This window comes from Butyricimonas muris (assembly GCF_046365375.1).
Taxonomy (GTDB): Bacteria; Bacteroidota; Bacteroidia; order Bacteroidales; family Marinifilaceae; genus Butyricimonas; species Butyricimonas muris.
On sequence record NZ_JBKEIT010000001.1, the window covers coordinates 513779 to 536934 of the forward strand.

A 23156-nucleotide genomic window follows, 5' to 3' on the forward strand; every position below is an offset into this window, starting at 1 on the left:
ATTTAAAATCTAAAATCTAAAATAAAATAAAAGGGTAAACTAAAAGCGAAGACGATGTTGCGTACATTTGTAGAGAAAATATTAAATGCGGAAAAAGGAAGTGTTGTGATTCGGGAACCGGATTACGTGATGAGTCATGATAATTCGGCAAGGGTCAGATTCCTTTTCGAGCGGATTCACGGGACGAAGGTACACGACCCGTCGCGGGTGGTAATCGTGCTGGACGGGAAAGCCTCCGGGCTGATGCACGAGTTGTCGTTCGAGTATAACTCGATACGGGATTTCGTGGAGGAACAGGGAATTGAACATTTCTACGATTGCGATAGCGGGATCAGTCACCAGATATTGGCGGAGCTGGTGCGACCGGGCATGCTGGTGGTGGGAAGTGATTCACACACGGCAACAGCGGGAGCTTTCAACGCGTTTGCCTTGGGAATCAACAAAACTGAAACCGCGGTATTGTGGAAGACGGGAAAAATGTGGTTCCGGGTTCCGGAAACAGTAAAGATCGTGTTGAAAAACCGCTTGCCGGAAGGTGTTCTGGCGAAGGACTTGGCACTGTGGATTAAAGGTGTACTCGGGGAACTTGACGTGAACGGGCAGGCGATAGAATATCACGGCGAGGGCGTGGAGTCGTTGACGATAGATGACCGTATGACGATAGCCAATATGTCTACCGAAATGGGCGTGGTGAGTGCCGCGTTCCCACCGGATGACACGCTGGCGGATTATTTCAACGAGCCTGCCGTGAGAGGTGTTTGGGCTGACGAGGGAGCCGTGTACGACCATTCGATAGAAATTGATTTGGCGAAAGTCTTTCCTTTGATATTCAATACCCGAAAAGGAGAGATTCGAAGCGTGGATGAATTTGAAGGTTTAAAAATACAACAGGGATTGATCGGGGCTTGTGCCTCGGGACGTTTGGAAGATTTAAGACTGGTGTCGATGATTCTCGACGGGAGGCGTATCGCTGACGGCTTCCAGTTGTTCGTGGTACCCGCTTCAAGGGATATTTATTTGAAAGCGGTAGAGGAAGGTATTATTGACAAGATCGTGCACTCGGGTGCGATGGTATTGGGTTCGAGTTGCGGACCGTGCCTCGGTGTCGGACACGTTGCCTCGGCAGGGAACAGTCGTTTGATATCGACGGCGAACAGCATGTATATCGGGGGTGCGAATGCCTCCGGTGTTGAGAAATATATTGCTTCTCCCGCCACGATTGCCATGACCGCTTTGCGCGGGGAGCTCTCGTCGGTGATTCATTTCGAGGGAGTGCGTTATAAATACGAGGTAAAACCCGTTGAGCCGGTGATGTTGGGCGGCTATGATTATCGTAGGGTGAACGGGGTATGGAATTATGCGGACGTGGATAATATCTCGAGTAACCAGATTTTCGCGGAGAAATTGATGTACCGTTTGACACTGGAACAGGTGGAGGAGATCAAGCCTTACTTGTTCGCCGGGTTGGATAAGAATTTTGCCACGGACGCGAAACCGGGTGATATTATCATAGCCGGGGAGAACTTCGGTCGCGGACCGTTGGTGAAACACGCCGCCACGGGGTTGGTGGCTGTCGGGGTGAAATTGGTTATCGTGAAGTCGGTAAACCATGATTTCTATCGTATGGCGATTAATCACGGTTTGCTGATTCTGGTAGACTGGGCTATTGCGGATGCCTATACTTCCGGTGAATCATTGAAATTCGACTGGGAGAATCGGGTTGCGTATTTGAATGACAGAGAATACCCACTCCCGAGAATGGACAAGGAATTTAGTGAAATTATCGGAAAAGGCGGACTCGCGAAAGCCTTTTCATGATTTAAAGATATGATGCGACTGACGATTTTCATGTGTGTGTTGTTTTTTGTTGTATCCGGGTACGCCGGAACAGAGAGAGGGCAATCCTTACGGGTTGCCCTTATTCAAGCACACTTGCAATGGGGTGATGTGGACGGAAACCTGAAAGCGTTCGGGGAGAGGGTGGAGAGATGTGGCGAGGCGGACGTAATTGTGTTCCCGGAGTTGTTTGCATCGGGTTGCGAGATGAAGAAAGGAGGCGGGGATAAGAAAGCTGAGATTGCCGCCCGGTACGGGGATATACGTGAAAAGTTGAAAGAGTGGGCGATAAGTAAAAAAGCGGTGGTGATGGGTTCGACGATATTTGCGGAAGGCGATCGGTATTACAATCGGTTGATTGCGGCTTTCCCGGACGGGAAGTGTTTGTATTACGACAAGCACAACTGTTTTAAAAAAGGAGCTTTCTCGCCGGGGGAAGGGCAACTTATTTTTGATTACAAGGGATTCAAGATAGCCACTTATATTTGTTATGACTTACGATTCGCTGAATGGAGCCGGAACATGACGGGGTATGACGTGGCGATATACGTGGCGAATTGGCCGGCTTCCCGTCGGGAAGACTGGCAGAAACTGTTGCGGGAAAGGGCTAAAGAAAATAAAGCTCACGTGATAGGAGTAAATTGTGCGGGTACAGACTCGAATGGATTGTATTATGCCGGGGATTCGGGAATAGTCGGCACGGACGGGGAGTGGATAGACCGTTGTGATGAAGGAAAAGACGAGATAAAGGTGGTGGAGATTTATTGATTCAGTGATTTATTAATTGCTGATTCGGTGATTGAGGAATTTTAGATTTATGATTTTTAGTCGCCTTCGGCGAGTTGCAGGTTGCTTTCCCTGCGTTAGGGACTGTATTCCAACTCCTCCTCTGTTTATAGAGGAGGTAGCTGCGAAGCGGACGGAGGAGTTTAATTTGAAATCTAAAATCATTAAATCTAAAATTAAAAAACTCCCTCCCCCCCTTCGGGGTATTGAGCTCGGAAACCGGTCTCGAACTGGCTCTCGTTCGACAGACAACGAGCAAGCTCTCTGTCTGTTCTCTCTTACTCGCCAGTTTTCCTCTATAAACAGAGGGAGAGCTAGTTACAGTCCCTAATACAAGTAAGTTAACCTGTAACCTGCAACTCGCTGCTAAAACAACGGAATGTGGTAGATCAAGCCGACGGAAAATATCGATGTGTTGTAATTGTGGCTGTCAAATGCTTTTGCTCTTTCCGTGAATCGATACGAGCGTCCCATGTAGGTGGCGAAAAAGTGAAGATTGTCCGTCATGGGGTAAAATTCGATTCCCCCGAAATAACCGTAGGAAGTACGGTATTTCCCTTTTTCCATCTGTTCCATGTTCTTGCATAAAGAAGCGGTTTCGTACATTCCTTTCACGAAAGCGTTCCATTTAGGTAAAAAACGATAGTTCAATTTGGTTACCCAAGAGGTGTAACGGGCATTCTCCGCGCAAGGAAGATGAGCGTCTTCCCTATAAAATTCACTCAATACGCCCCGGCTATCTAAATCTTCTTTCGAGAGATAGAAATCAAGGTACATGTTGAATTTTCCCAAGGTAAATTCATTTCCCAAGGCATAGAAGTAATTGTATTTTTCTTTCGCTTGAGTTAGGAGAGAAAATGACCAACGGGTTTTAAGGGCGTCGTTGAAGAATGTCCCGTTCCAGTTGACCGAGTAGGCAAGGGGTGCCCTGCTTTCTTCCAGATCTTTGGGAAGAAGACCGTATATGTCTTTTAGAGATGCCGTGTGACTGTTGGTGATTTGTAAAACGATTTCCTGCGAGGGTGTCAGCATACACGAGAAGGTGATTCCCGTCATAAAGTCAAAATACATGAGGTCGATCATGTCGCTGTACTGGTAGATTTCTATCGGATCGAGATCGTATCCAATCCCCCCATAGGCGGCTGCCTGTTTACCGATCATCGTTGACAATTTGTCGGTAAGACGAATGGTAAGCATGGCATAATCGATGGACGATGGAAGATTGTCCAGATCGTGGGCGGTGTTGCCGCTATTCAGTCGTTGCCGCCAGCGGTAAGATAACCAGTCGTTTATATCCCCTTTGGCTTCCAGTCGCAGTTGGTTCATCTTGAATGCGGCCTGTTGTAGGGAACCATCTTCGAGAGCGGCGTTGAACGAGGTATGCATATTTAGCGTGAGATTGAAACGATTGGTCTTTTTCTCTATCCCGGTCAATCGTTCGAAAAGAGATTGACTGGAGAGTGTATCGCCGTTTGATAATCGTGATAATAGACCTTGGGCATTTACTCCCAGTGATAATAGCGTGAATAGCGTGAGTTGTAAAAGTCCTTTTTTCATGTTCGGTGAAAGAGTTTAAGACTAAAAAAATAAAAACTAAAAGCCGGGAAGTAGCCTCAAGCTATCTCAAACTTTTAGTTTTTAACTTTTATCTTTTAGTTTTCTATTGTAATGTTCCTGCTTCTGCTTGTTTAATCATGTTGGCGTTAGCCGTGATGTATATTTCTACCCGGCGGTTTTGCGCGCGTCCCTCGGCTGTACTGTTGTCCGCGACGGGTTGGTCAAAAGCAAGTCCCTCGGTTGTGATACGGGCGCGAGAAATACCGTTGCCCACGAGGAAGTTGGCTACCGCGTCCGCGCGTTGTTTGGATACTCTTTCGTTTACTTCACGGGTACCCGTGTTGTCCGTGTGCCCGTAGATTGTAACATCCGTGTCGGGAGAGTTTTTGAGTGAATTGGCGAATTTCGTCAAAGCATCGCGGGATGAATTGCTTAATTGGCTGGAATTAGTGGCAAAAAGAATACCGTTGTCGAAAGTTACCTTGATCGCTTGCAAGTCATTGGCATCGGTAACTGTTTCTACTTTTGCTCCTTCGATAGCTTCCAGTTCTTTCTTTTGCTTGTCCATCTTCTTCCCGATCAAGGCTCCCGTTCCGGCTCCCACTGCACCGCCGATGGCTGCACCGATAGCCGCACCTTTGCCTTTACCTACCAAGGCACCGATGCCTGCGCCAAGTGCCGCACCGCCACCGGCACCGATGGCCGCACCTTTACCCGTGTTACTCATGGAAGCGCATCCGGAAAGAATGATACTTCCGCTCAATGCTAAAATGGTGAATAAATTAGTCCTTTTCATATGTATTTAATTTGAAATGTTGGTTTCACTCGTTAATTTCTCCGCAAAAGTAATACCATTTTAATAATTTCAAAATAAAGTGAAGGTAAGGGGATAAAAAAAGAGGTATGTCACAGACACACCTCCTTGTTTTTTATAAACTAAAGTATTAGAACATCGGTAATTGATAAATAAACCCGACTTCTACTCTTTGCGTGTTGTAGTTATTTTTACCGAGTACTTTAGCGCGATCGGTGAAATTGTAGCTACGTCCCACGAAAGTACAGAAGAAGTGCAAATTGGATTCCATCGGGTAGAATTCAACACCTGCCAAGTAACCGTATGAGGTGCGGTATTTACCTTTTTCTACATTTTCGGTAGCTTTGAAGATAGATGCGGTTTCATACATTCCTTTCATGAAAACGTTCCATTTCGGTAAGAAACGATAGTTTACCTTGGCTACCAATGACATGTATTTGGCATTGAAAGCGTTGTGTTCATCTTCTAGTCCCACGATACCGGTCATGATACCTTTGCGGTCAATGTCCTCGTCGGAATACATGAAATCCACGAATGCGTTTACTTTCTTGGAGAAGGTAAAATCGTTACCTAACGCGTAGTAATACATTTGTTTGTCTTTTGCTTCGGACATAATGGATGCAGACCAACGGGTTTTGTAGAAACCGTCGAATAAACTACCGTTCCAGTTTATGGTATAAAGTAACGGGGCTCTTCCGTCTTCAAGGTTCTTTCCGTAAGTATCTTCAAATGAATTATTACGGCTATCCAAAATTTGGAATTGTATCTGATGATTATCATCAACTTGGTAAGCGATGTTCAATCCGGTCATGAAATTGCTCATGTTCTCGATCATGTCGCTATACTCGTAGATTTCAATAGGATTAAGGTCAAATTCAATACCCCCGTAAGCGGCACATTGTTTTCCTGCGAAGAAAGAGAATTGGTCGTTTAGTTTTACCCCGATACCGGCAATATCGATAGAGGTCGGCATATTGTCAATCGTACCGCTACCGTTATTACCGCGGTTCAAACGTTGCCGCCAGCGATAGGACAACCACGGGGTAATGTTACCTTTTGCCTCGATACGGAATTGACGCATCTTGAAAGCTGCTTCGCTCAATCCGTTCCTGTCATAATTGAAGCTGGCATCGAATGACCCTTGCATATTCAGGTAGAAGTTGAACCAGTCGATTTTTTTCTCGACATTGCTTACTCGTTCAAAAAGTGTTTTTTCCTTGGGAGAGCTTTGCGCAAATGCACTCGCGCCGAACCCCATAACGACTATTAATATGGCTAATTTTTTCATGTTCTGCTTTGTTATGGTAGAAGGTCGTGTCGTTATACGCGGCTACGACCTTCTACCTGTATTGTTTTCAGTTGGTTAGTATTCGTTGAAGTATTGTTGGATTTGTTTCCAATCACTGGTTTTCGTCAACGCTAACATTAATAAAATACGGGACTTTTGGGGGTTCAATTCTTGAGAAGCGATGAACTTGTATTGATTGTCATCCACTTCTGCATCAAGGGTGGTAGGACCTGTCGGTACACGGGTGGAACGAACGATAAGAATACCTTTGTTCCGCGCGCTAATCAGTTCCGGGAATACATTCTTGTGAATGTTACCGTTACCCAAACCGGCATGAATGATGCCCTTGTAACCGCTGTTAGCCATCATTTTAACAACATCACCTTCCATGTTGGAGTAGCTGTAAACGATACCTACTTTCGGAAGCGCGTTCAAGTTGGTCACGTCGAACACGGATTGGCTGGTGTGTTTTTTCAACGTGGCTTGGTTATAGAATACTTTACCGTTGTAAATGTACCCGAGAGCCCCTGAGTTCGGTGCTTGGAACGTTTGCACGTCGATAGTGTTCATTTTAAGCACGCTTTGCGCGCCGATAACGAGTCCGTTCATGGCAACCAGTACGCCTTTACCGATGGATTCTTTCGCTCCGGCAACAACTACGGCGTTGTAAAGATTCAACGGTCCGTCCGCGCTGAGGGCGGTAGAGGGACGCATTGCCCCGACAAGAACGACGGGTTTGTTGCTTTTCACTACCAAATTCAAGAAGTAAGCCGTTTCTTCCATCGTGTCGGTTCCGTGAGTGATGACGATACCGTCAATATCTTTTCTAGCCAATAATTTGTTGATGGTCTTGGCAAGAGTCAACCACACGTCGTCCGTCATATCCTGAGAACCAATCTTCACGATTTGTTCCCCGGTTACGTTAGCAATCTTTTGAATTTCGGGAACGGCTGAAAGCAATGTCCCGATAGCTACTTGTCCGGCAGTGTAATTTGTTCCGGTAGAAGAGGCACCTGTTCCGGCGATAGTACCCCCTGTTGCCAATATATGTATGTTAGGCAACTTTTGTGCAAACGTTGTTGCAACAGAAAATAGCACCAAGGCTACCAGCAAACTTAAATTTCTAAACATTTTCATAACTTGTGTTTTAAATTTACTATAATATAGACTATTAGAAAATCTGAATAAAAAGCAATCCAAGCCCGACGGCTACAACCGTGGCAACGAGTCCGGGCATCATGAACGAGTGGTTCAGCACGTACTTCCCGATGCGGGTGGTACCCGTCCGGTCAAAGTTAATGGCGGCAACCACGGTGGGGTAGTTCGGGATAAAGAAATACCCGTTTACCGCGGGAAACATGGCGATTAGCATATAAGGCGATATACCCAACGCGATCCCGAGAGGCATCAAAGCGCGGACTGTTGCTGCCTGACTATACAGTAATATAGACATGACGAACAAGGCTATACCGAACAACCACGGCATCTGTCTTACGACTTCTTCGATGGAAGATTTCAATTCAGCCATATTGCCTTGCAGGAATGTATCACCCATCCACGCAATACCGAAGATTGCCACGACGGCTTGCATCCCTGCCCCGAACACGGAACCTTGCGCGGCTTTCAACCCGTCCGTGCGGGTTACCAGCAAGATAAGCGCCGCGGCAGACAGCATCAGAATCTCGATGATTGCCGGCATATCCAGTAATACTTGGTTCCCGTCAATCATGAAGGAAGGGCGTAAGTTGTCGAATGAACCGAAAAGCACGATAAATACGGTAGCGAGGATAAACACGAGAACGGATAGACTTGCCTTCTTTTTGTTGGCCACGTCCTTCAACTCGTATTTCTTATCGTTGAATACACCTTCTTTCAAACGTTTTTGGTATTCCGGGTCATCAACAAGCTCTTTACCCACCCGCATGGAGAAGAATGCCCCTACAAGCACGCCGATCAAGGTGGCGGGAATCGTGATTTTCAGAATATCGAACAACGTAATATCGAAACCGGCTAATAGCCCGAGTAGGGCAACCGTGGCAGCCGAGATAGGACTTGCCGTGATAGCCTGTTGTGACGCGATGACTGCAATCCCGAGCGGACGTTCCGGTCGGATTTTCGTTTCTGTCGCGACCTCGGCGATAACCGGGAGCACGGAGTAAGCCACGTGTCCTGTTCCGGCGATGAATGTAAAGGCGTAAGTCACGAGCGGACTTAAAATCGTCACGTGCGCGGGGTTCTTTCTGAGTAAGCGTTCGGCGACCTTAACCATTAAGTCGAGTCCTCCGGCGGCTTGCATGGCGGCCGCGGCTGATATTACCGCCACGATCATGAGCATGACATCAATAGGAGGGGCTGTTGGTTGCAGTCCGAACACGAATGTTAAAATCCCCAGCCCGATTCCGCCCATAACACCCAACCCGACACCGCCTAGACGCGCTCCGATGATGATTGCTGTTAAAACGAAAGCTAATTGTAAAATCATCTCTTTTCTTTATTTTAATGTTTAATAATGCAATTATTCTAATTTCAACACCCATACTTTACGGTTTTCTTAACAAGAAGGTTTCACATTTTTATCAACAATTAGTTACAATAAAAGGTTTTCTCGTTAAAATAATAATCCGATAATAGATATTATAATGTTTAAAATTAACAAATGCATATAGTCAATTTGTATGCCAAACTTTTAATTTCTTATAAATAAATGATTGCTTTTAGGGCTTTATGGAAGGGGGTATTGAGCTAGAATAAAGATAGATAGAGTCTATTAAGTTCATAAGGTTTGTAAGGTTTATAAGGTTTATAAAGTTCATTGACCCTGCGGGCGCTTTGCCCACGGCAGCTCACGCTACCGTTAAGCTTTGTCCGAAGGACACCCGTGACTTTATAAACTCTACGTCCTTTCTATATTCATCCGAAAGTATTATTTTTGCTATAAATTTTGGAATATATGCAAGATCTGTACCTGTTTAATCCGGATAACGAGATTTCTGTTGCCAACGGCACCAATGGTTACACGCCGAAAGCGAATATCGCTTTGATGGCGGATAATCTTTCTTTTTTGATGGCGTATTTGACGGGGGAAGAGGATTATGTTCTGGTATCCCGGCTACCGGGATATGATTTCTTGGAGAGAAGACGGGAAGTATTCGGTTTGACGTGCAAGCCGATTCTTTGGGATAGAGCGTGTTTATTGTCTTTCCGGGAAGTTCGCCCGTGGGGGTGGAGTCCTAGGGTACATAATTTACTGGGCGAGTTGAAAACCCGTTGCGGTGAGCGATTCCGGCAAGGTGTTATGGCGGAATGGAACGATGAACGACGGGAGTTGTATAGCAGGCAAAGGGCTCGCCAATGTTTGGAGTTTATCCGGCAACGGTTACCGTTGGTCGAAGCGACGGTCGTACCCCGGCAATGTTCTTCCTTGGATGCCATTCGGGAGATCACCGGCGAGGAAAGTGTAGTGGTGAAGGCACCATGGTCGTCTTCCGGGAAAGGTATATTATTTATACCGCGGGGAGAGTTCACGAAGAAAGAAGAAGAGATTGTTTCCGGAATGTTGCATAAGCAAGGATTCGTGATGGTCGAGAAGCGTTTGAATCGAATACTTGATTTCGCCATGGAGTTCAAGATGGATAATGATTTTCAATTGCAATATTTAGGATTTTCCGTGTTTAAAACCGGTAAGCGGGGGGAATACGAGGGAAATGTCGTCGCGTCGGAAAGCCGATTGCGGGGCATGATATCGGCTTACGCGGACGAGGAGGTGTTGGAACGTGTCCGGGAACTTTTGACGGAAGCCTTGCTCGAACAGTATCGAGGGATATACACGGGATATTTGGGCGTGGATATGATGATTTATCAAGACGAAGAGGGACGATACCGGATACAGCCATGCGTGGAAATCAATTTACGCTACAACATGGGGATTGTCGCTTTACAGTTACAACGGCATTTGGCGGGGGAGGCGGAAGGGCGTTTCTGTATTCGTTTTTCAGCCAAGGCGGGAGAAATCCGCAGTTCCGCGGAAGAGCGACGGAAAATGTTTCCGTTGGAAATTCATCACGGGAAGGTCGTTTCAGGGTATATCAATCTGACCCCGGTTGATGAAGAAAGTCGCTTCGTGGCAGAATTAATCGTGGAGAAAAAATAAACTTTGTAAACTTTATAATCTTTTATGTAGTAAAATAAAGAAAATTTTATTCTCTTTGTACTTGATAATGAATTACGGATCTGGCAATAAATAGGGGTTAGCGTATGCACATGAAAATTAAAATCGAGTGTATTAAGGAACTTTTTATAGAGGATATCCTTCCTACCATGGAAAAGCACGGTTACCATTTTCTAAGGTCAAAGAACTCGTTTGTTCACGAGAACAGGGAATGGAAAAACGAGTGCAATCTGCGTTTCACGGATTGGGGTGACGATCATGTATCATTGCGAACAGAGTATTTTGTGACGAGCAAGAAAGTTTCCCGTTTGTTTAGCGAGGCAACTTTAGAGTCGGGATGTATGCCGACTTGCGGTGTGCTCGACGTGGGATGGGCGTATAAATATCTGGGGATTCCGTTGGAAGATAAGCCGTGGTTTGAAATGAGAATTGCCAAACTCGATTCTATCGTGCAGAAATGGATCGTTGAATTCGGGAGCGTGGGTTTGTCTTTTTTCAAGGAGATGAACGATTACGAGAAGTTGGAGAAGGTACTGGATATATATAACGTGTCCGGTTGTCCGGCTTTGTCGGTATGGACAGGTGAGCGCATTCTGCACGGGATATGCCTGCATTATATCAAGACGAGGGACAGGCGTAGGACATTGGAACTTTTCTCCATGTACCGGAAAAAGGTCGAGGGGATGGATTACTCGTTGATAAAAGATCAGTTTATTCGTTTGGAACAATATTTCAAGAATTTACCGGACGGTTTAAATCGGAAGTTATGAGAATTGCAGGCGTTTGTTTACCTGTTTTATTGAATTTGGTGTTTGTATTTACATCATGTAGTGACGATAAGGATGAATCGTTGAAGATTTTGGATCCATCCGGTGTGAATACATTGACGGAAGTGAATGTTAGTGTCGGGGAAAGTTGGATTCGGGTAAGTGGCGGTGACGGCGAATATTCGGTGGTTTCCGGGAATAAAGAGATCGCTGATGTCAGTGTTGATAAGGATGTGATGGAAGTTCGGGCTTATCGTCTGGGCGATACGGAAATTACGTTGGCGGATCGTGCCGGGGAACAAATAAAGCTTCCGCTTCACGTGGAAGCAAAAAAACGAGCCTTGGAGGTCAAGCGTGTTGCCGTTTACGTGGAAACGGAGGACGCGGATGTAAAAGAGATGCTCGAGGAAGAATTGCGGGCGAAGTTTCCGGTTTTAGAGGGCGGACGATATGGATTGATGCAGGAGAAATGGAGTTCTATGCGATATGAAGGAAAACTTGTCGTTTACCCGGGGACGTCAAACGATGAGAGTTACCCGGGGATATTCGTGTGGGATAGGAATGTGAAGCCGGAACGATTGACGTTTGAATACAATGGCGTGACACACGTGTACGAGTTGCCTGTAAAAGGACTACCGGAAGGAGGCGAATCCGAAGCGGGTAAAATGATTCACGGGGATGAATTGTTCGAGGGTAAGTCTGTTGCAAGAGACTTAGGACCTGTCCAAGCGTGGATGGGAGAGGATTTTACAGAACAATACCGACGGGATTATCCGAATGTTACGCGGGTGATAAGTTTGGAATATGTTTCATTTTCCCGGTAAGGACAGAACAAAAAATCTATAAATTCGAAATGTTTTTTTGACCATCATGGCTAGTCTATGGTGGTCTTATTGTACTATTATCCCGGTATAACCCGTGGATAACCGATATATTATTAATATAATATATGTATCTAAGATATATCAAATATGTATTAAATCATATTCATTCCCTATTAAAATACTATTTTTATCCCTTTGGAATAGGAATTGAATGGGAGATGAATAGGAGTTGAATAGGAGATGATATAAATAAACTACTAATTTAATACATTGAATATTTATATTATTATACTGTTATCTCACTGTTAAATACGGTTAATGCACGGAAAACGGAAAGTAAATACGCGGCGATGTTCTCACTTGAAAAGAGGTGAGTCACGAGTTTGGGAAAGTTGGTTTAAAGGGTGAAAATATCTCGTTAAAAGTTCGATATTCCGGCATATTTTTACTATATTTGTACGTTTTGTGGAAACACAATGGAAAGATTGACGGAGAGGGATTTAGAGATATTTGAAAATATAGAAAACCATTAAATATGAGTGAAGAAATAGAGCAGAACATGAATGAAGAATTAGAGCCGATGAATAACGAGTATTCGGCTGACAGTATTCAGGTGTTGGAGGGGTTGGAGGCCGTGCGTATGCGTCCTTCCATGTATATTGGTGATGTGAACACGAAGGGGTTGCATCATTTGGTGTATGAGGTGGTCGACAACTCGATAGACGAGGCGTTAGCCGGTTATTGTAAAAATATTGAAGTAACGATTAATGAGGATGATTCGATAACGGTTAGTGATGACGGTCGCGGTATTCCCACGGGAATGAACCAGAAAGAGAATCGTTCCGCGCTTGAGGTCGTGTTGACGATTTTGCACGCCGGGGGTAAGTTCGATAAAGGCTCTTACAAGGTTTCCGGTGGTTTGCATGGTGTGGGTGTGTCTTGTGTGAACGCTCTTTCTACCAAATTAACCGCCACGATTTACCGGGAAGGGAGTATCTGGTTTCAAGAATATTCCAAAGGTGTGCCCTTGGAAGACGTGAAGATTATCGGTGAAACCGACCGTACCGGTACGACGATTACTTTCAAGCCGGATGATTCAATCTTTTATGTAACGGAATATAAATATGATATATTGGCCGCCCGTTTGCGGGAATTGGCTTATTTGAACCGGGGTATTCGTTTGTCTTTGACGGATAAACGGGTGATTGACCCCGACACGAACGAGTTTAAATCCGAGGTTTTCTATTCCGAAAAAGGGTTGAGCGAGTTCGTGGAATATCTGGATGCCAATCGTGAAAAACTGATTGACGAAACCATTCATATCACGACCGAGAAAAACGGTATCCCGATCGAGGTGGCTATGCATTATAACACGGAGTTCAAGGAGAACGTGTTCTCTTACGTGAATAATATCAACACGATGGAGGGTGGTACTCACCTTGCCGGTTTCCGCAGGGGAATCATGCAGACGTTGAAGACGTATGCCGACAATTCCGGTGCGTTGAGTAAATTGAAGTTTGATATTAACGGGGATGACTTCCGTGAAGGTCTGACTGCCATTATTTCCGTGAAGGTGGCTGAACCGCAATTCGAGGGACAGACGAAAACCAAGTTGGGTAACACGGAGGTGGGAAGCGCGGTGTCGCAAGCGGTGAGTACGGCTTTGGCGAATTATCTGGAAGAGCACCCGAAGGATGCCCGTTCAATCGTGGATAAGGTGATTCTCGCTGCACAAGCCCGCCACGCTGCTCGTAGGGCACGTGAGCTGGTACAGCGGAAAACGGTACTTTCCGGTTCCGGGCTTCCCGGTAAACTGGCGGACTGTTCGGATAATAACCCGGAGAACTGCGAGATATTCCTCGTCGAGGGAGATTCTGCAGGGGGTACGGCAAAACAAGGACGTGACCGTAAATTTCAAGCTATTCTGCCTTTGCGCGGTAAGATTCTGAACGTGGAGAAAGCGTTGGCTCATCGGGTATGGGAGAGTGAAGAAATTAAGATTATATTCCAAGCGTTGGGCATCACTATCGGTACGGCAGAGGACAGCAAGGCCGTGAATCTCGAGAAATTGCGTTACCACAAGATCGTGATCATGGCGGATGCCGACGTCGACGGGGCGCATATCGCTACTTTGATTATGACTTTGTTCTTCCGCTATATGAAACCCGTGATCGAAAGTGGTTATCTATATATCGCTACCCCACCTCTTTTCTCCGTGAAGAAAGGAAAAGAGCAACGTTATTGCTGGACGGACGAGCAACGTTTGCAGTTGATTCAAGAAATGGGAGGTGGAAAGGAGAGCAGTTTGCATATCCAGCGCTACAAAGGTTTGGGTGAGATGACTGCGGAACAGCTATGGGATACGACTATGTCGCCTGAAGCGCGAATCCTGCGTCAGGTGACGATAGAGAATGCTGCTGAAGCGGATCGTATTTTCTCCATGCTTATGGGAGATGACGTGCCGCCTCGTAGACAATTTATCGAGCAGAACGCCACGTACGCGAATATTGACGCCTAGGGTGTCAATGTTACAGGTTGCAGGTTGACAGGTTACAGGTTTGTGACTGTCCTGCAACCTGTAATTTTAGTATTTGATTTCTATATATCTGGTTTTATGAGAGTTTGTGTGTTTTGTGCTTCTTCTGAAAAGATGGAGAGCGTGTATTTCGAGGCGGCGGCCGAATTGGGGGAGGAGATCGTGAAGAATGGCTGGGAGTTGCTGTATGGCGGGACGAATTGCGGGTTGATGCGGGAGGTTTCGGACGCGGCGAAGAAAGCAGGAGGGAAGGTAACGGGAATTATTCCGCGATGTATCGTTGACCGCGGCGTGTCGGCTCAAGGGATAACGGAATTGATAGTTGCTCCCGATATGAAAGAACGGAAAAGTATGATGCGGGAGCAAGCCGATGCGTTTGTCGCTTTGCCCGGCGGATGGGGTACTTTGGAAGAAATCACGGAGGTAATTACCTTGAAACAATTAGGTGTTCACAACAAGCCGATTGTCTTTATTAACACGAATGATTTCTATGAATACTTTTTTTTGTTTATCAATAATATTCGAAAAGAAGGTTTTGTATCAAATGCTTACGATGGTTTGTACACGGTCGTGAATGATGTTGAAGAAGCCCTGGCTTATATTAAAAAATACAAGGCGAAAGAATTTTCAAGTAAATATTAGGAAATAGTTGTTTTTTTAATATTTATGGACTATATTTACAGTGCTAATATAGCGTATGAGTTGACTATTGTAGTGATACAAAAGTTTGGTTAGTTTAGTTTAGAATGTAAAGGGTGGCAAAAGCCACCCTTTATTTATTCCATTAATCCTCTACCAATCTTTTTGATTTGATTTTTCTCTTTGAGCAAGATAACTACTTTATCCAGTACCCCGTTGATGAAACTGCTACTTTTGGGCGAACAGTAGTTTTTGGATATTTCAATAAACTCGTCCAGAGTAACTTTTACCGGGATAGACGGGAAATATTTTAACTCGGCGATGGCGATGTCCATGATTAATTTATCCATTTCGGAAATACGGTCTAATTCCCAGTTGGCGGTAAACTGATCGATGATTTCCATGTTCTCTTTCATGTCGAGGATAGACTTCCGGAACAGGGTTTTGGCAAAATCCAAGTCTTCTTCTTCATTATATAACGAGATAAAGAAAACGGTGTTTTCCGAATAACTTTCTCTCATGTTTTTAACTGTCTTGTAGACGATGCTTAACACCAGTTCGAAATCGTCGTTCCAAAAGATGTTTTTCTCTTCCATTGCCTGCTCGAAGTCTTCGTCAACGGCGATAAGTTCTGAAATCATGTCCAACACGAGTTGCTTGTGGTCGTCATAAGTAACGGTCGGTTTGTTCATGTACAGGTTAAAGAAGTCGGTTTCTACCAGCTTGTTGTGTAAGGAAACTACCACGTCTTGACACTCGTTTAATGAAACGAGATTGGTTGAAACGTATGTTTTGAATTTCCGGTTTTCGGCTATTTGGTTGATTACCGGGTTATCGATGAACCGGGTGTTCGGGTTTAAGTCCTTGTGGGATGCAAGCTTTCGATTGCGGGCGGCATCTATTTTTAGAAACGCGTGACGTTGGATCTCTGTAATCAGAAGGAAGACGTGGTAATACAAGTCTGTACTCTTTGTAATACTCTTGAACAAATCTCGTTCCACTTCCGTGATTGTCACTCCCTCTTTCTTCGTGTAAGAATATAAAAGCTGTAAAACTTTAATTCTAATTAATCTTCTGCTTGTCATTTTATAAAGAACTATTGTTATATCGGGCACAAAAGTACGAATTTAATTGAAAATTGGAAATTGATAATTGAAAATTATTCGTTACTTTCGCACGGATTATGCAGTAAAGGATTAAAGATGATACGACATATACATATAGTGAATTACGCTCTGATTGACAAGACGGACCTGGAGTTGGAGAAAGGGTTTACGATTATCACGGGGGAAACGGGTGCCGGGAAATCTATTTTATTGGGGGCTATCGGGTTGACTCTGGGACAGCGAGCCGATGCTTCGGCTATCATGGATAAGGACAAGAAATGTATCGTGGAAATCACGTATGATGTCGCGGGGTATCATTTGCGGCAGTGGTTCGAGGATAATGACTTGGATTATGATGACGAGGTGGTGGTACGCCGGGAATTGAACGCGGACGGAAAGTCCCGTTCGTTTATCAATGATACGCCCGTGAATAATAAGGTTTTGAAGGAATTCGGGAGTTTTCTGATTGACGTGCATTCCCAGCACCAGTCTTTGTTGATTGGTCAGCCGGAATATCAATTGGAGATTTTGGATGCTTTTTGTGGTAATCAGTCTTTGTTGAAAGAGTACAGGATGAAATATGCATCCCGCCAGTCGTTGCTCTCGGAGTTGGAACAGGTGAAGCGGCAGGCACGGGAAGCCGAGCAGGAGGAGGATTATTTGAAATTCCAGTTTAACCAGCTGGATGAGGCGAATTTGAGGGAAGGGGAACAACAGGAGTTGGAAGACGAATTGGCCGTTTTGAATCATGCCGAAACTATAAAAAGTGTCTTTTCCGAGGCTACTTACGCGTTGACGGAGTCGGATACGCCTGTTATTCAAACGTTGAAAGGTATACGGAATAGAATAGCCGCTTTGGATGAAGTGGTGAAGGAGGCAACGGATTACGGTCAGCGATTACATTCGGTGATTGTCGAGTTGGAGGATATCGCTGATGAGGCGGAACGGGTTGCCGAACGGGTGGAATATAATCCCGGACGCGTGGACGTGATAAATGACAGGCTCGGGGTGATGTATGACCTTCTGCACAAGCATAAAGTGGAACGGACGGAGGATTTAATCGCTTTGAAAGACACTTTGCGGGAGAGATTGAAAGGTATACAATCTTTTTCTACCCGCGTCGAAGAGTTGGATACGCGAATTGCCGCGTTGGAAGCGGAAATGGAGGTTCTGGCTCGGAAGATTCACGCTGCCCGGGTGGATTCGGAAGGGAAATTGCGGGAGGAGATGCAGGGGTTGTTAGTGGGGTTGGGTATCAAGCACGCCTCGTTTAAAGTCGGGATTGTTCCCGTGGGGCATTTTACCCCGACGGGGAAAGATGAGGTTACTTTCCTGTTCTCGGCGAACAAGAATCAAGAGCCGGGTGAATTGTCAAAAGTCGCTTCCGGGGGAGAGATTTCACGCTTGATGTTGTCTTTGAAGTATATATTGTCCCGGACGAAACGGTTGCCTGTTATTATTTTTGACGAGATAGACACGGGTGTGTCCGGCGAGATTGCCCACCGGATGGCTGCCATGATGAAGGAAATGGCTGCCCGTATGCAGGTAATCAGTATCTCGCACTTGCCCCAGATAGCGGCGGCGGGAGATAGTCATTTTAAAGTGTACAAGGAAGATGACCACGCGGGAACTATTTCGCGGATTCGCCGTTTAACAGAGGAAGAACGGGTGACCGAAATAGCCGGGATGATTAGCGGAAGCGTGGTGAGTGAGGCAGCTTTGGAAAATGCCCGGTTATTACGGGAACAATTTTAATTTAATATTTATGAGTTACAATTTATTGAAAGGAAAGAAAGGAATTATTTTCGGCGCGTTGAACGAGATGTCTATCGCTTGGAAAGTAGCGGAGAAATGTTTGGAAGAGGGGGCGCAAATCGTTTTGACGAACACGGAATTATCTATTCGCATGGGAAAGGTGAAGGAGTTCGCGGAACAGAATAATATTCCTTTGATTCCGGCAGATGCTACCAGCGAGCAGGATTTGGAACAATTGTTTCAAGCGTCGATGGATTTGTTGGGTGGAAAGATTGATTTTATCCTGCACTCCGTGGCAATGTCTTTGAACGTGAGAAAGAAACGCTCTTACGATAATTTGGATTACGACTTTTTGCAGAAGACGTTGGATATTTCAGCCATATCGTTTCATAAGGTGTTACAGACCGCGAAGAAGTTGGATGCCATGAACGAGTGGGGTTCAGTGGTAGCGCTCTCGTACGTGGCCGCGCAAAGAACCATGTTCGAGTACAACGATATGGCGGATGCCAAAGCGATGCTGGAGTCTATTGCCCGCAGTTTCGGGTATATTTACGGGCGGGAAAAGCGGGTACGCGTGAACACGATTTCCCAATCCCCGACGATGACCACGGCAGGTAGTGGTATCAAAGGTTTCGATTCGTTGATTGATTTTGCCGAGCGTATGTCCCCGCTAGGGAATGCCGATGCCGACGAATGTGCCAATTATTGTATTACCTTGTTTTCCGACCTTACCCGTAAGGTTACCATGCAGAATCTTTTCCATGACGGCGGATTCTCCAGTATGGGTATGAGTTATCGGGCAATGCACCAGTACAACAAGAGTTTTGAAAACGATAATTCAAAATGAAATCGGATTTCCGGTTTGTGATAGTAGAAAATCATAAATCGGAAATCATAAATCGGATATAGAAAAGATGTTTTTATTTTTTGACACGGAAACGACGGGACTTCCACAACGGTGGAATGCTCCCATAACCGACTTGGATAATTGGCCTCGTATGGTGCAGTTGGCGTGGATTATGTGCGATGAGAAAGGGAATATTATTGAAGAACGGAGTGACATTGTGAAACCGGAAGGATTTTTGATTCCGGCAGAAGCGTCCCGGGTGCACGGGATAACGACGGCGAAAGCGCAGGCCGAAGGTAAAGAACTGCTGTCTGTTCTGGAAGTTTTTTCAGATAAAATAGACGAGGCGTACGCGATGGTCGGTCATAACATCAGTTTCGACGAGTGTATCGTGGGTGCGGAGTTTGAGCGTAAACGAATCATGAGTTCGATGTTTTTGAAGCCGAAGTATTGCACGATGAAATCGTCCACGAAATATTGCAAGTTGCCGGGTGGGAAGCAAGGATTCAAGTCCCCGAAGTTGTCCGAGTTGCATCAAGTGTTGTTCGGCGAGGGATTCGAGAACGCTCATGACGCGTTGGCGGACGTGAGGGCTACCGTGCGGTGTTTCTGGAAGTTGAAGGAACTCAAGGTGATGTGAGGAAAATAAATAAAAAAACGTATGGCTAAAAAGCAGGAATATAATTATAAATCATTACAATCGGATTACGGGAAGATGCCGCCGCAAGCGGTTGATTTGGAAGAGGCGATACTGGGTTCTCTGATGTTGGAAAAAGATGCTTTTATTACCGTGAGCGACTTTTTGAAGCCGGATTGTTTCTATAAAGAGGCGCACCAGAAGATATATCGCGGAATCCAGAATCTGTCCTTGAATAACGAGCCGGTGGATATTCTGACCGTGAGCGAGGAGATGAAGCGGTTGGGAGAACTGGAAGAGATTGGCGGTTATTATTATCTGGCACAGTTGACTTCCAAGGTGGCTTCTGCCGCCCACATTGAGTTTCACGCTCGCATTATCGTGCAAAAGTATATCCAGCGGGAGTTGATTCGCGTATGCACGGATATCCAGAATAAGGCTTATGACGATGCCACGGATGTTGCCGACCTGGTGGATATGGCACAAAAGCAGGTATTCGAGATTGCCGAGGGAAACATCAAGAAGGAGACGACGGCTATTAACGCTTTGATTGATGAAGCCATCAAGGGAATCGAGATTGCCGGGAATCGTCCCGACGGATTGAGTGGTGTGCCTTCCGGTTTCACGGCATTGGATGAAGTTACTTCCGGCTGGCAACCTTCCGACCTCGTGATTATTGCCGCGCGTCCTTCTATGGGTAAGACGGCATTCGTGTTGTCCATGACCCGGAATATGGCGGTAAACCATAACCAGCCTATCGCCTTGTTCTCTTTGGAGATGTCTTCGGTGCAGTTGGTCAATCGTTTGATTGCCAGTGAAACCGAGTTGGGCTCCGAAAAGATTCGGAACGGACGTTTGTCCGAAGACGAGTGGCAACAGTTACACGCGAAAATCAAAGCGTTGATAAAGGCTCCTATATATGTAGACGATACTCCGGCTCTTTCTATTTTCGAGTTACGGGCAAAATGCCGTCGTTTGCAGCAGCGTTATGGTATCAAGGTGTTGATTATCGACTACTTGCAGTTGATGACGGCGGGAGCCGATATGCGAGGAAACCGGGAGCAGGAGGTAAGTATGATTTCCCGGCAGTTGAAGATTATCGCCAAGGAGTTGAATATACCCGTGATTGCCTTGTCGCAGTTGAACCGCGGCGTGGAGCAACGTACGGGAGATGCCAAGAAACCGATGTTGTCCGACTTGCGTGAGTCGGGAGCCATCGAGCAGGATGCCGATATGGTGCTTTTTATCCATCGCCCCGAACGTTACGGGATCATGGAAGACAGTATGGGAAACAGTTTGAAAGGGATTGCCGATATCATTATCGCCAAGCATCGTAACGGTGCCGTGGGGGAGATTCAATTGCGCTTCCGTAACGAGTTGGCTCAGTTCTGCGATTTGGAGGAGGTTTCTCCTTTTGCATCCGGTGGTTCAACGGTAAAAACCGTTACTTTCGGTTCCCGTATGAACGAGGATGCCGCTCCGCAAATGCCGCCCCTCGATACGGATTTCCGGGACGGGGGAAAGAGTTTCGAGAGCGGTGGTAACAGTGGGGCTGCACCTTTCTAATAATTGAAAATGGAGAATTGAAAATTGAAAATGAAAGGATTCCCGAAGACGATAACTATTCTATCTCCTCCTCTGTTTATAGAGGAGGTGCCCGAAGGGCGGAGGAGTTCAATCTAAAATCATAAATCATAAATCTAAAATCATAAATGGTCAGGTTTTTATTGAAGTATTACGTGTTTTGGGTCGTGTTCTCGATCGCGGCAAAGGTGATCTTTCTGGTTTACCAGTGGAAAGAAACGGCGACACTCACCGGGTACGATTACGTGATGTTGTTCACGAAAGGGTTGCGTATGGATCTCTCTTTCGGGGGATACGTGATGGTATTGGCTTGCGTGATTATGGCGATAGGTGTGTTCCTGCCGCCCAAATGGTTGAAACGCGTGTATTCGGTAATAACCTTGATACTTTTGGCTATATCCAGTCTGATTGTTGTCGGAGATTTGGAGTTGTTTAAAAACTGGGGGTATCACATGGATGCGACCCCGCTATTCTATTTGAAAACGCCGGGAGAGGCAATGGCTTCGACTCCCACGTGGTTGATATTGGCATTGGTCTTGCTTTGCGCGGTTATGGTAGGGATATTTTATAGCCTTTATCGCCGTTGGGTGGCAAATTCCTTGAAGCCGGTCCGGGAAGCAGCTTGGAAGAGCGTCGTTTATCTCCTTTTGGGTGGATTGATGATTATTCCGGTGAGGGGCGGTTTCAACGTGGCTCCGATGAACGTGAGTTTCGTGTTTTTTAATAACAAAAATATGTATGCCAATCAAGCGGCAGTGAATCCGGTATGGAATTTCTTGTACGAGGTGGCACACGTCAACAAGATTAAAAGCGACTTCGTTTTTATGCCGGAAGATAAGGCAAGACAGCTGGTGGACAGCGTGTACACGGAGACGGGTACTTTCCCGAGTGTGTTGAAAACGGATAAACCGAACGTGGTGGTGCTTTTGCTGGAAAGTTTTACACTGAACGCTTGGGACGCCATGCCTAATTTGCAGGCGGTGGCGGAAGAAGGCATTTTCTTCTCGAATATATACGCCACGGGAAATCGTTCCGACCGGGGAATACTGGGGGTTATCAGTGGTTTTCCCGCCCACCCGCAGGTGTCCATGCTGAAGTACCCGAATAAAACGTATCTTCATCCTCGTTTCCCGTTGGATTTTGAGGCTAACGGGTATAGTACCCGGTTTTATTACGCGGGGGATTTGAATTTCGGGGGATTTCGTTCCTACGTGACGATGAGTTTTCAAGGTAGCGTGACGGAGAATGATTTTTCCGGGGAAGCTATCGAGAATCGCTTCAAATGGGGGGTACATGACGGTTATATGCTGGAGCGGTTGTATGAAGATTTGCGTGTGGCGAAAACTCCTTTCATGTATATGGCATTTACCATGAGTAGTCACGAACCGTTTGTTGTACCCATGGAAACGAAAATTCCGGGAAGTGATACCGGTTCGAAGTTTAAAAATGCCATTGCTTATACGGACCAGTGTTTGGGTGAATTTTTTGAAAAGTGTAAAAAGTCCGGGATTTGGGATAACACGTTGTTTGTGTTGATTGCCGACCACGGGACTCGGCACGTGGGAAACCTGCAACCTCATGCGCCGGAAACTTATCGTATACCGATGATATTTACCGGGGGGGCTATGAGTGTGCAGGATTCGGTGGTGAATACCTTGGGTTCGCAAACAGATATGGTAGCTACTATGTTGGTACAGTTGGGAATAGATGCTTCGGCTTATCATTACAGCAAGAATCTGCTTGACCCGAGTGCCGTACCTTTTGCTTTCTATGCCTTTACCAATGCGGCAGCCGTGGTGACAAGCAATGGAGCCTATATTTATGATTTGAAGTCTAAAAAGGATATCGGGGTGAATACTAATCCTAGAGATGAAGCCTTGTTGAAGGCCTATTTACAAATCGTAGACCAAGACTTCAAGGGAAGGCAGTGAGAATATAGGTTTATTCGTGAGTTTGACAAAATATGCAATTAATATGCTGATTGTTGCAAATAAAAGTAATGTGAATTGAGT

At 45.7% G+C, this 23156-nt stretch carries 18 protein-coding genes; 12 read left to right on the forward strand and 6 right to left on the reverse strand.

Annotated elements, in window-relative coordinates; genetic code table 11:
* Nucleotides 1-54: 54 nt before the first annotated feature.
* On the forward strand, nt 55-1818 hold the full coding sequence (locus ACK8P8_RS02245; RefSeq protein WP_369860060.1) for an aconitase family protein: 1764 nt from the start codon (nt 55-57) through the stop codon (nt 1816-1818).
* A 9-nt stretch (nt 1819-1827) separates the two neighbouring features.
* Nucleotides 1828-2604, forward strand: a complete 777-nt coding sequence (locus ACK8P8_RS02250; RefSeq protein WP_369860061.1) for a nitrilase-related carbon-nitrogen hydrolase — start codon at nt 1828-1830, stop codon at nt 2602-2604.
* A 384-nt stretch (nt 2605-2988) separates the two neighbouring features.
* On the opposite strand, the gene ACK8P8_RS02255 is transcribed toward ACK8P8_RS02250, so the two are convergent.
* From ACK8P8_RS02255 to ACK8P8_RS02275, 5 genes are all read right to left on the reverse strand, one after another.
* The gene (locus ACK8P8_RS02255; RefSeq protein WP_369860062.1) at nt 2989-4179 is read right to left on the reverse strand and encodes a porin; all 1191 of its coding nucleotides are present in this window, start codon (nt 4177-4179) and stop codon (nt 2989-2991) included.
* Between the two features lie 103 nt (nt 4180-4282).
* Nucleotides 4283-4975 carry a YiaD family glycine zipper/OmpA-like lipoprotein gene (locus tag ACK8P8_RS02260; protein ID WP_099292673.1) on the reverse strand — a complete coding sequence of 231 codons (693 nt, stop codon included), beginning with the start codon at nt 4973-4975 and terminating at the stop codon, nt 4283-4285.
* Nucleotides 4976-5123: 148 nt separating this feature from the next.
* Complete coding sequence (locus ACK8P8_RS02265) at nt 5124-6281, reverse strand: porin (RefSeq protein WP_186975634.1); 1158 nt, start codon at nt 6279-6281, stop codon at nt 5124-5126.
* A gap of 75 nt (nt 6282-6356) precedes the next feature.
* On the reverse strand, nt 6357-7418 hold the full coding sequence (ansB, locus tag ACK8P8_RS02270) for an L-asparaginase 2 (protein WP_186975633.1): 1062 nt from the start codon (nt 7416-7418) through the stop codon (nt 6357-6359).
* A 34-nt stretch (nt 7419-7452) separates the two neighbouring features.
* Nucleotides 7453-8763 carry an anaerobic C4-dicarboxylate transporter family protein gene (locus tag ACK8P8_RS02275; RefSeq protein WP_186975632.1) on the reverse strand — a complete coding sequence of 437 codons (1311 nt, stop codon included), beginning with the start codon at nt 8761-8763 and terminating at the stop codon, nt 7453-7455.
* Nucleotides 8764-9231: 468 nt separating this feature from the next.
* Here ACK8P8_RS02275 and ACK8P8_RS02280 point away from each other — a divergent pair, with 468 nt between their 5' ends.
* The 5 genes from ACK8P8_RS02280 to ACK8P8_RS02300 all read left to right on the forward strand — a co-directional run bounded on the left by ACK8P8_RS02280 (nt 9232) and on the right by ACK8P8_RS02300 (nt 15218).
* A complete protein-coding gene (locus tag ACK8P8_RS02280) occupies nt 9232-10431 on the forward strand; it encodes a hypothetical protein (RefSeq protein WP_369860063.1) in 1200 nt (399 codons plus the stop codon).
* A gap of 104 nt (nt 10432-10535) precedes the next feature.
* Nucleotides 10536-11219, forward strand: coding sequence for a hypothetical protein (locus ACK8P8_RS02285; protein WP_410025508.1), 684 nt, complete (start codon nt 10536-10538; stop codon nt 11217-11219).
* A complete protein-coding gene (locus ACK8P8_RS02290) occupies nt 11216-12040 on the forward strand; it encodes a hypothetical protein (RefSeq protein WP_369860065.1) in 825 nt (274 codons plus the stop codon). Before ACK8P8_RS02285 ends, ACK8P8_RS02290 begins: the two co-directional genes overlap by 4 nt.
* A 559-nt stretch (nt 12041-12599) precedes the next feature.
* Complete coding sequence (gyrB, locus tag ACK8P8_RS02295) at nt 12600-14558, forward strand: DNA topoisomerase (ATP-hydrolyzing) subunit B (protein ID WP_369860164.1); 1959 nt, start codon at nt 12600-12602, stop codon at nt 14556-14558.
* 96 nt (nt 14559-14654) lie between these two features.
* Complete coding sequence (locus tag ACK8P8_RS02300) at nt 14655-15218, forward strand: LOG family protein (protein WP_369860066.1); 564 nt, start codon at nt 14655-14657, stop codon at nt 15216-15218.
* A gap of 134 nt (nt 15219-15352) precedes the next feature.
* Here ACK8P8_RS02300 and nusB read toward each other — a convergent pair whose 3' ends face one another.
* Entirely contained in the window at nt 15353-16300 is a 948-nt protein-coding gene (nusB, locus tag ACK8P8_RS02305) for a transcription antitermination factor NusB (protein WP_222621160.1), read from the reverse strand.
* A gap of 117 nt (nt 16301-16417) precedes the next feature.
* Here nusB and recN point away from each other — a divergent pair, with 117 nt between their 5' ends.
* The 5 genes from recN (at nt 16418) to ACK8P8_RS02330 (ending at nt 23075) form a co-directional block, all read left to right on the forward strand.
* Nucleotides 16418-18076, forward strand: coding sequence for a DNA repair protein RecN (gene recN / locus ACK8P8_RS02310; protein WP_369860067.1), 1659 nt, complete (start codon nt 16418-16420; stop codon nt 18074-18076).
* Between the two features lie 10 nt (nt 18077-18086).
* Nucleotides 18087-18923, forward strand: coding sequence for an enoyl-ACP reductase FabI (locus tag ACK8P8_RS02315; protein WP_099294589.1), 837 nt, complete (start codon nt 18087-18089; stop codon nt 18921-18923).
* 67 nt (nt 18924-18990) lie between these two features.
* Nucleotides 18991-19563, forward strand: coding sequence for a 3'-5' exonuclease (locus tag ACK8P8_RS02320; RefSeq protein ID WP_099292664.1), 573 nt, complete (start codon nt 18991-18993; stop codon nt 19561-19563).
* A gap of 21 nt (nt 19564-19584) precedes the next feature.
* Entirely contained in the window at nt 19585-21126 is a 1542-nt protein-coding gene (dnaB, locus tag ACK8P8_RS02325) for a replicative DNA helicase (RefSeq protein ID WP_099292663.1), read from the forward strand.
* Nucleotides 21127-21272: 146 nt separating this feature from the next.
* A complete protein-coding gene (locus ACK8P8_RS02330) occupies nt 21273-23075 on the forward strand; it encodes an LTA synthase family protein (RefSeq protein ID WP_369860068.1) in 1803 nt (600 codons plus the stop codon).
* Nucleotides 23076-23156 lie beyond the last annotated feature (81 nt).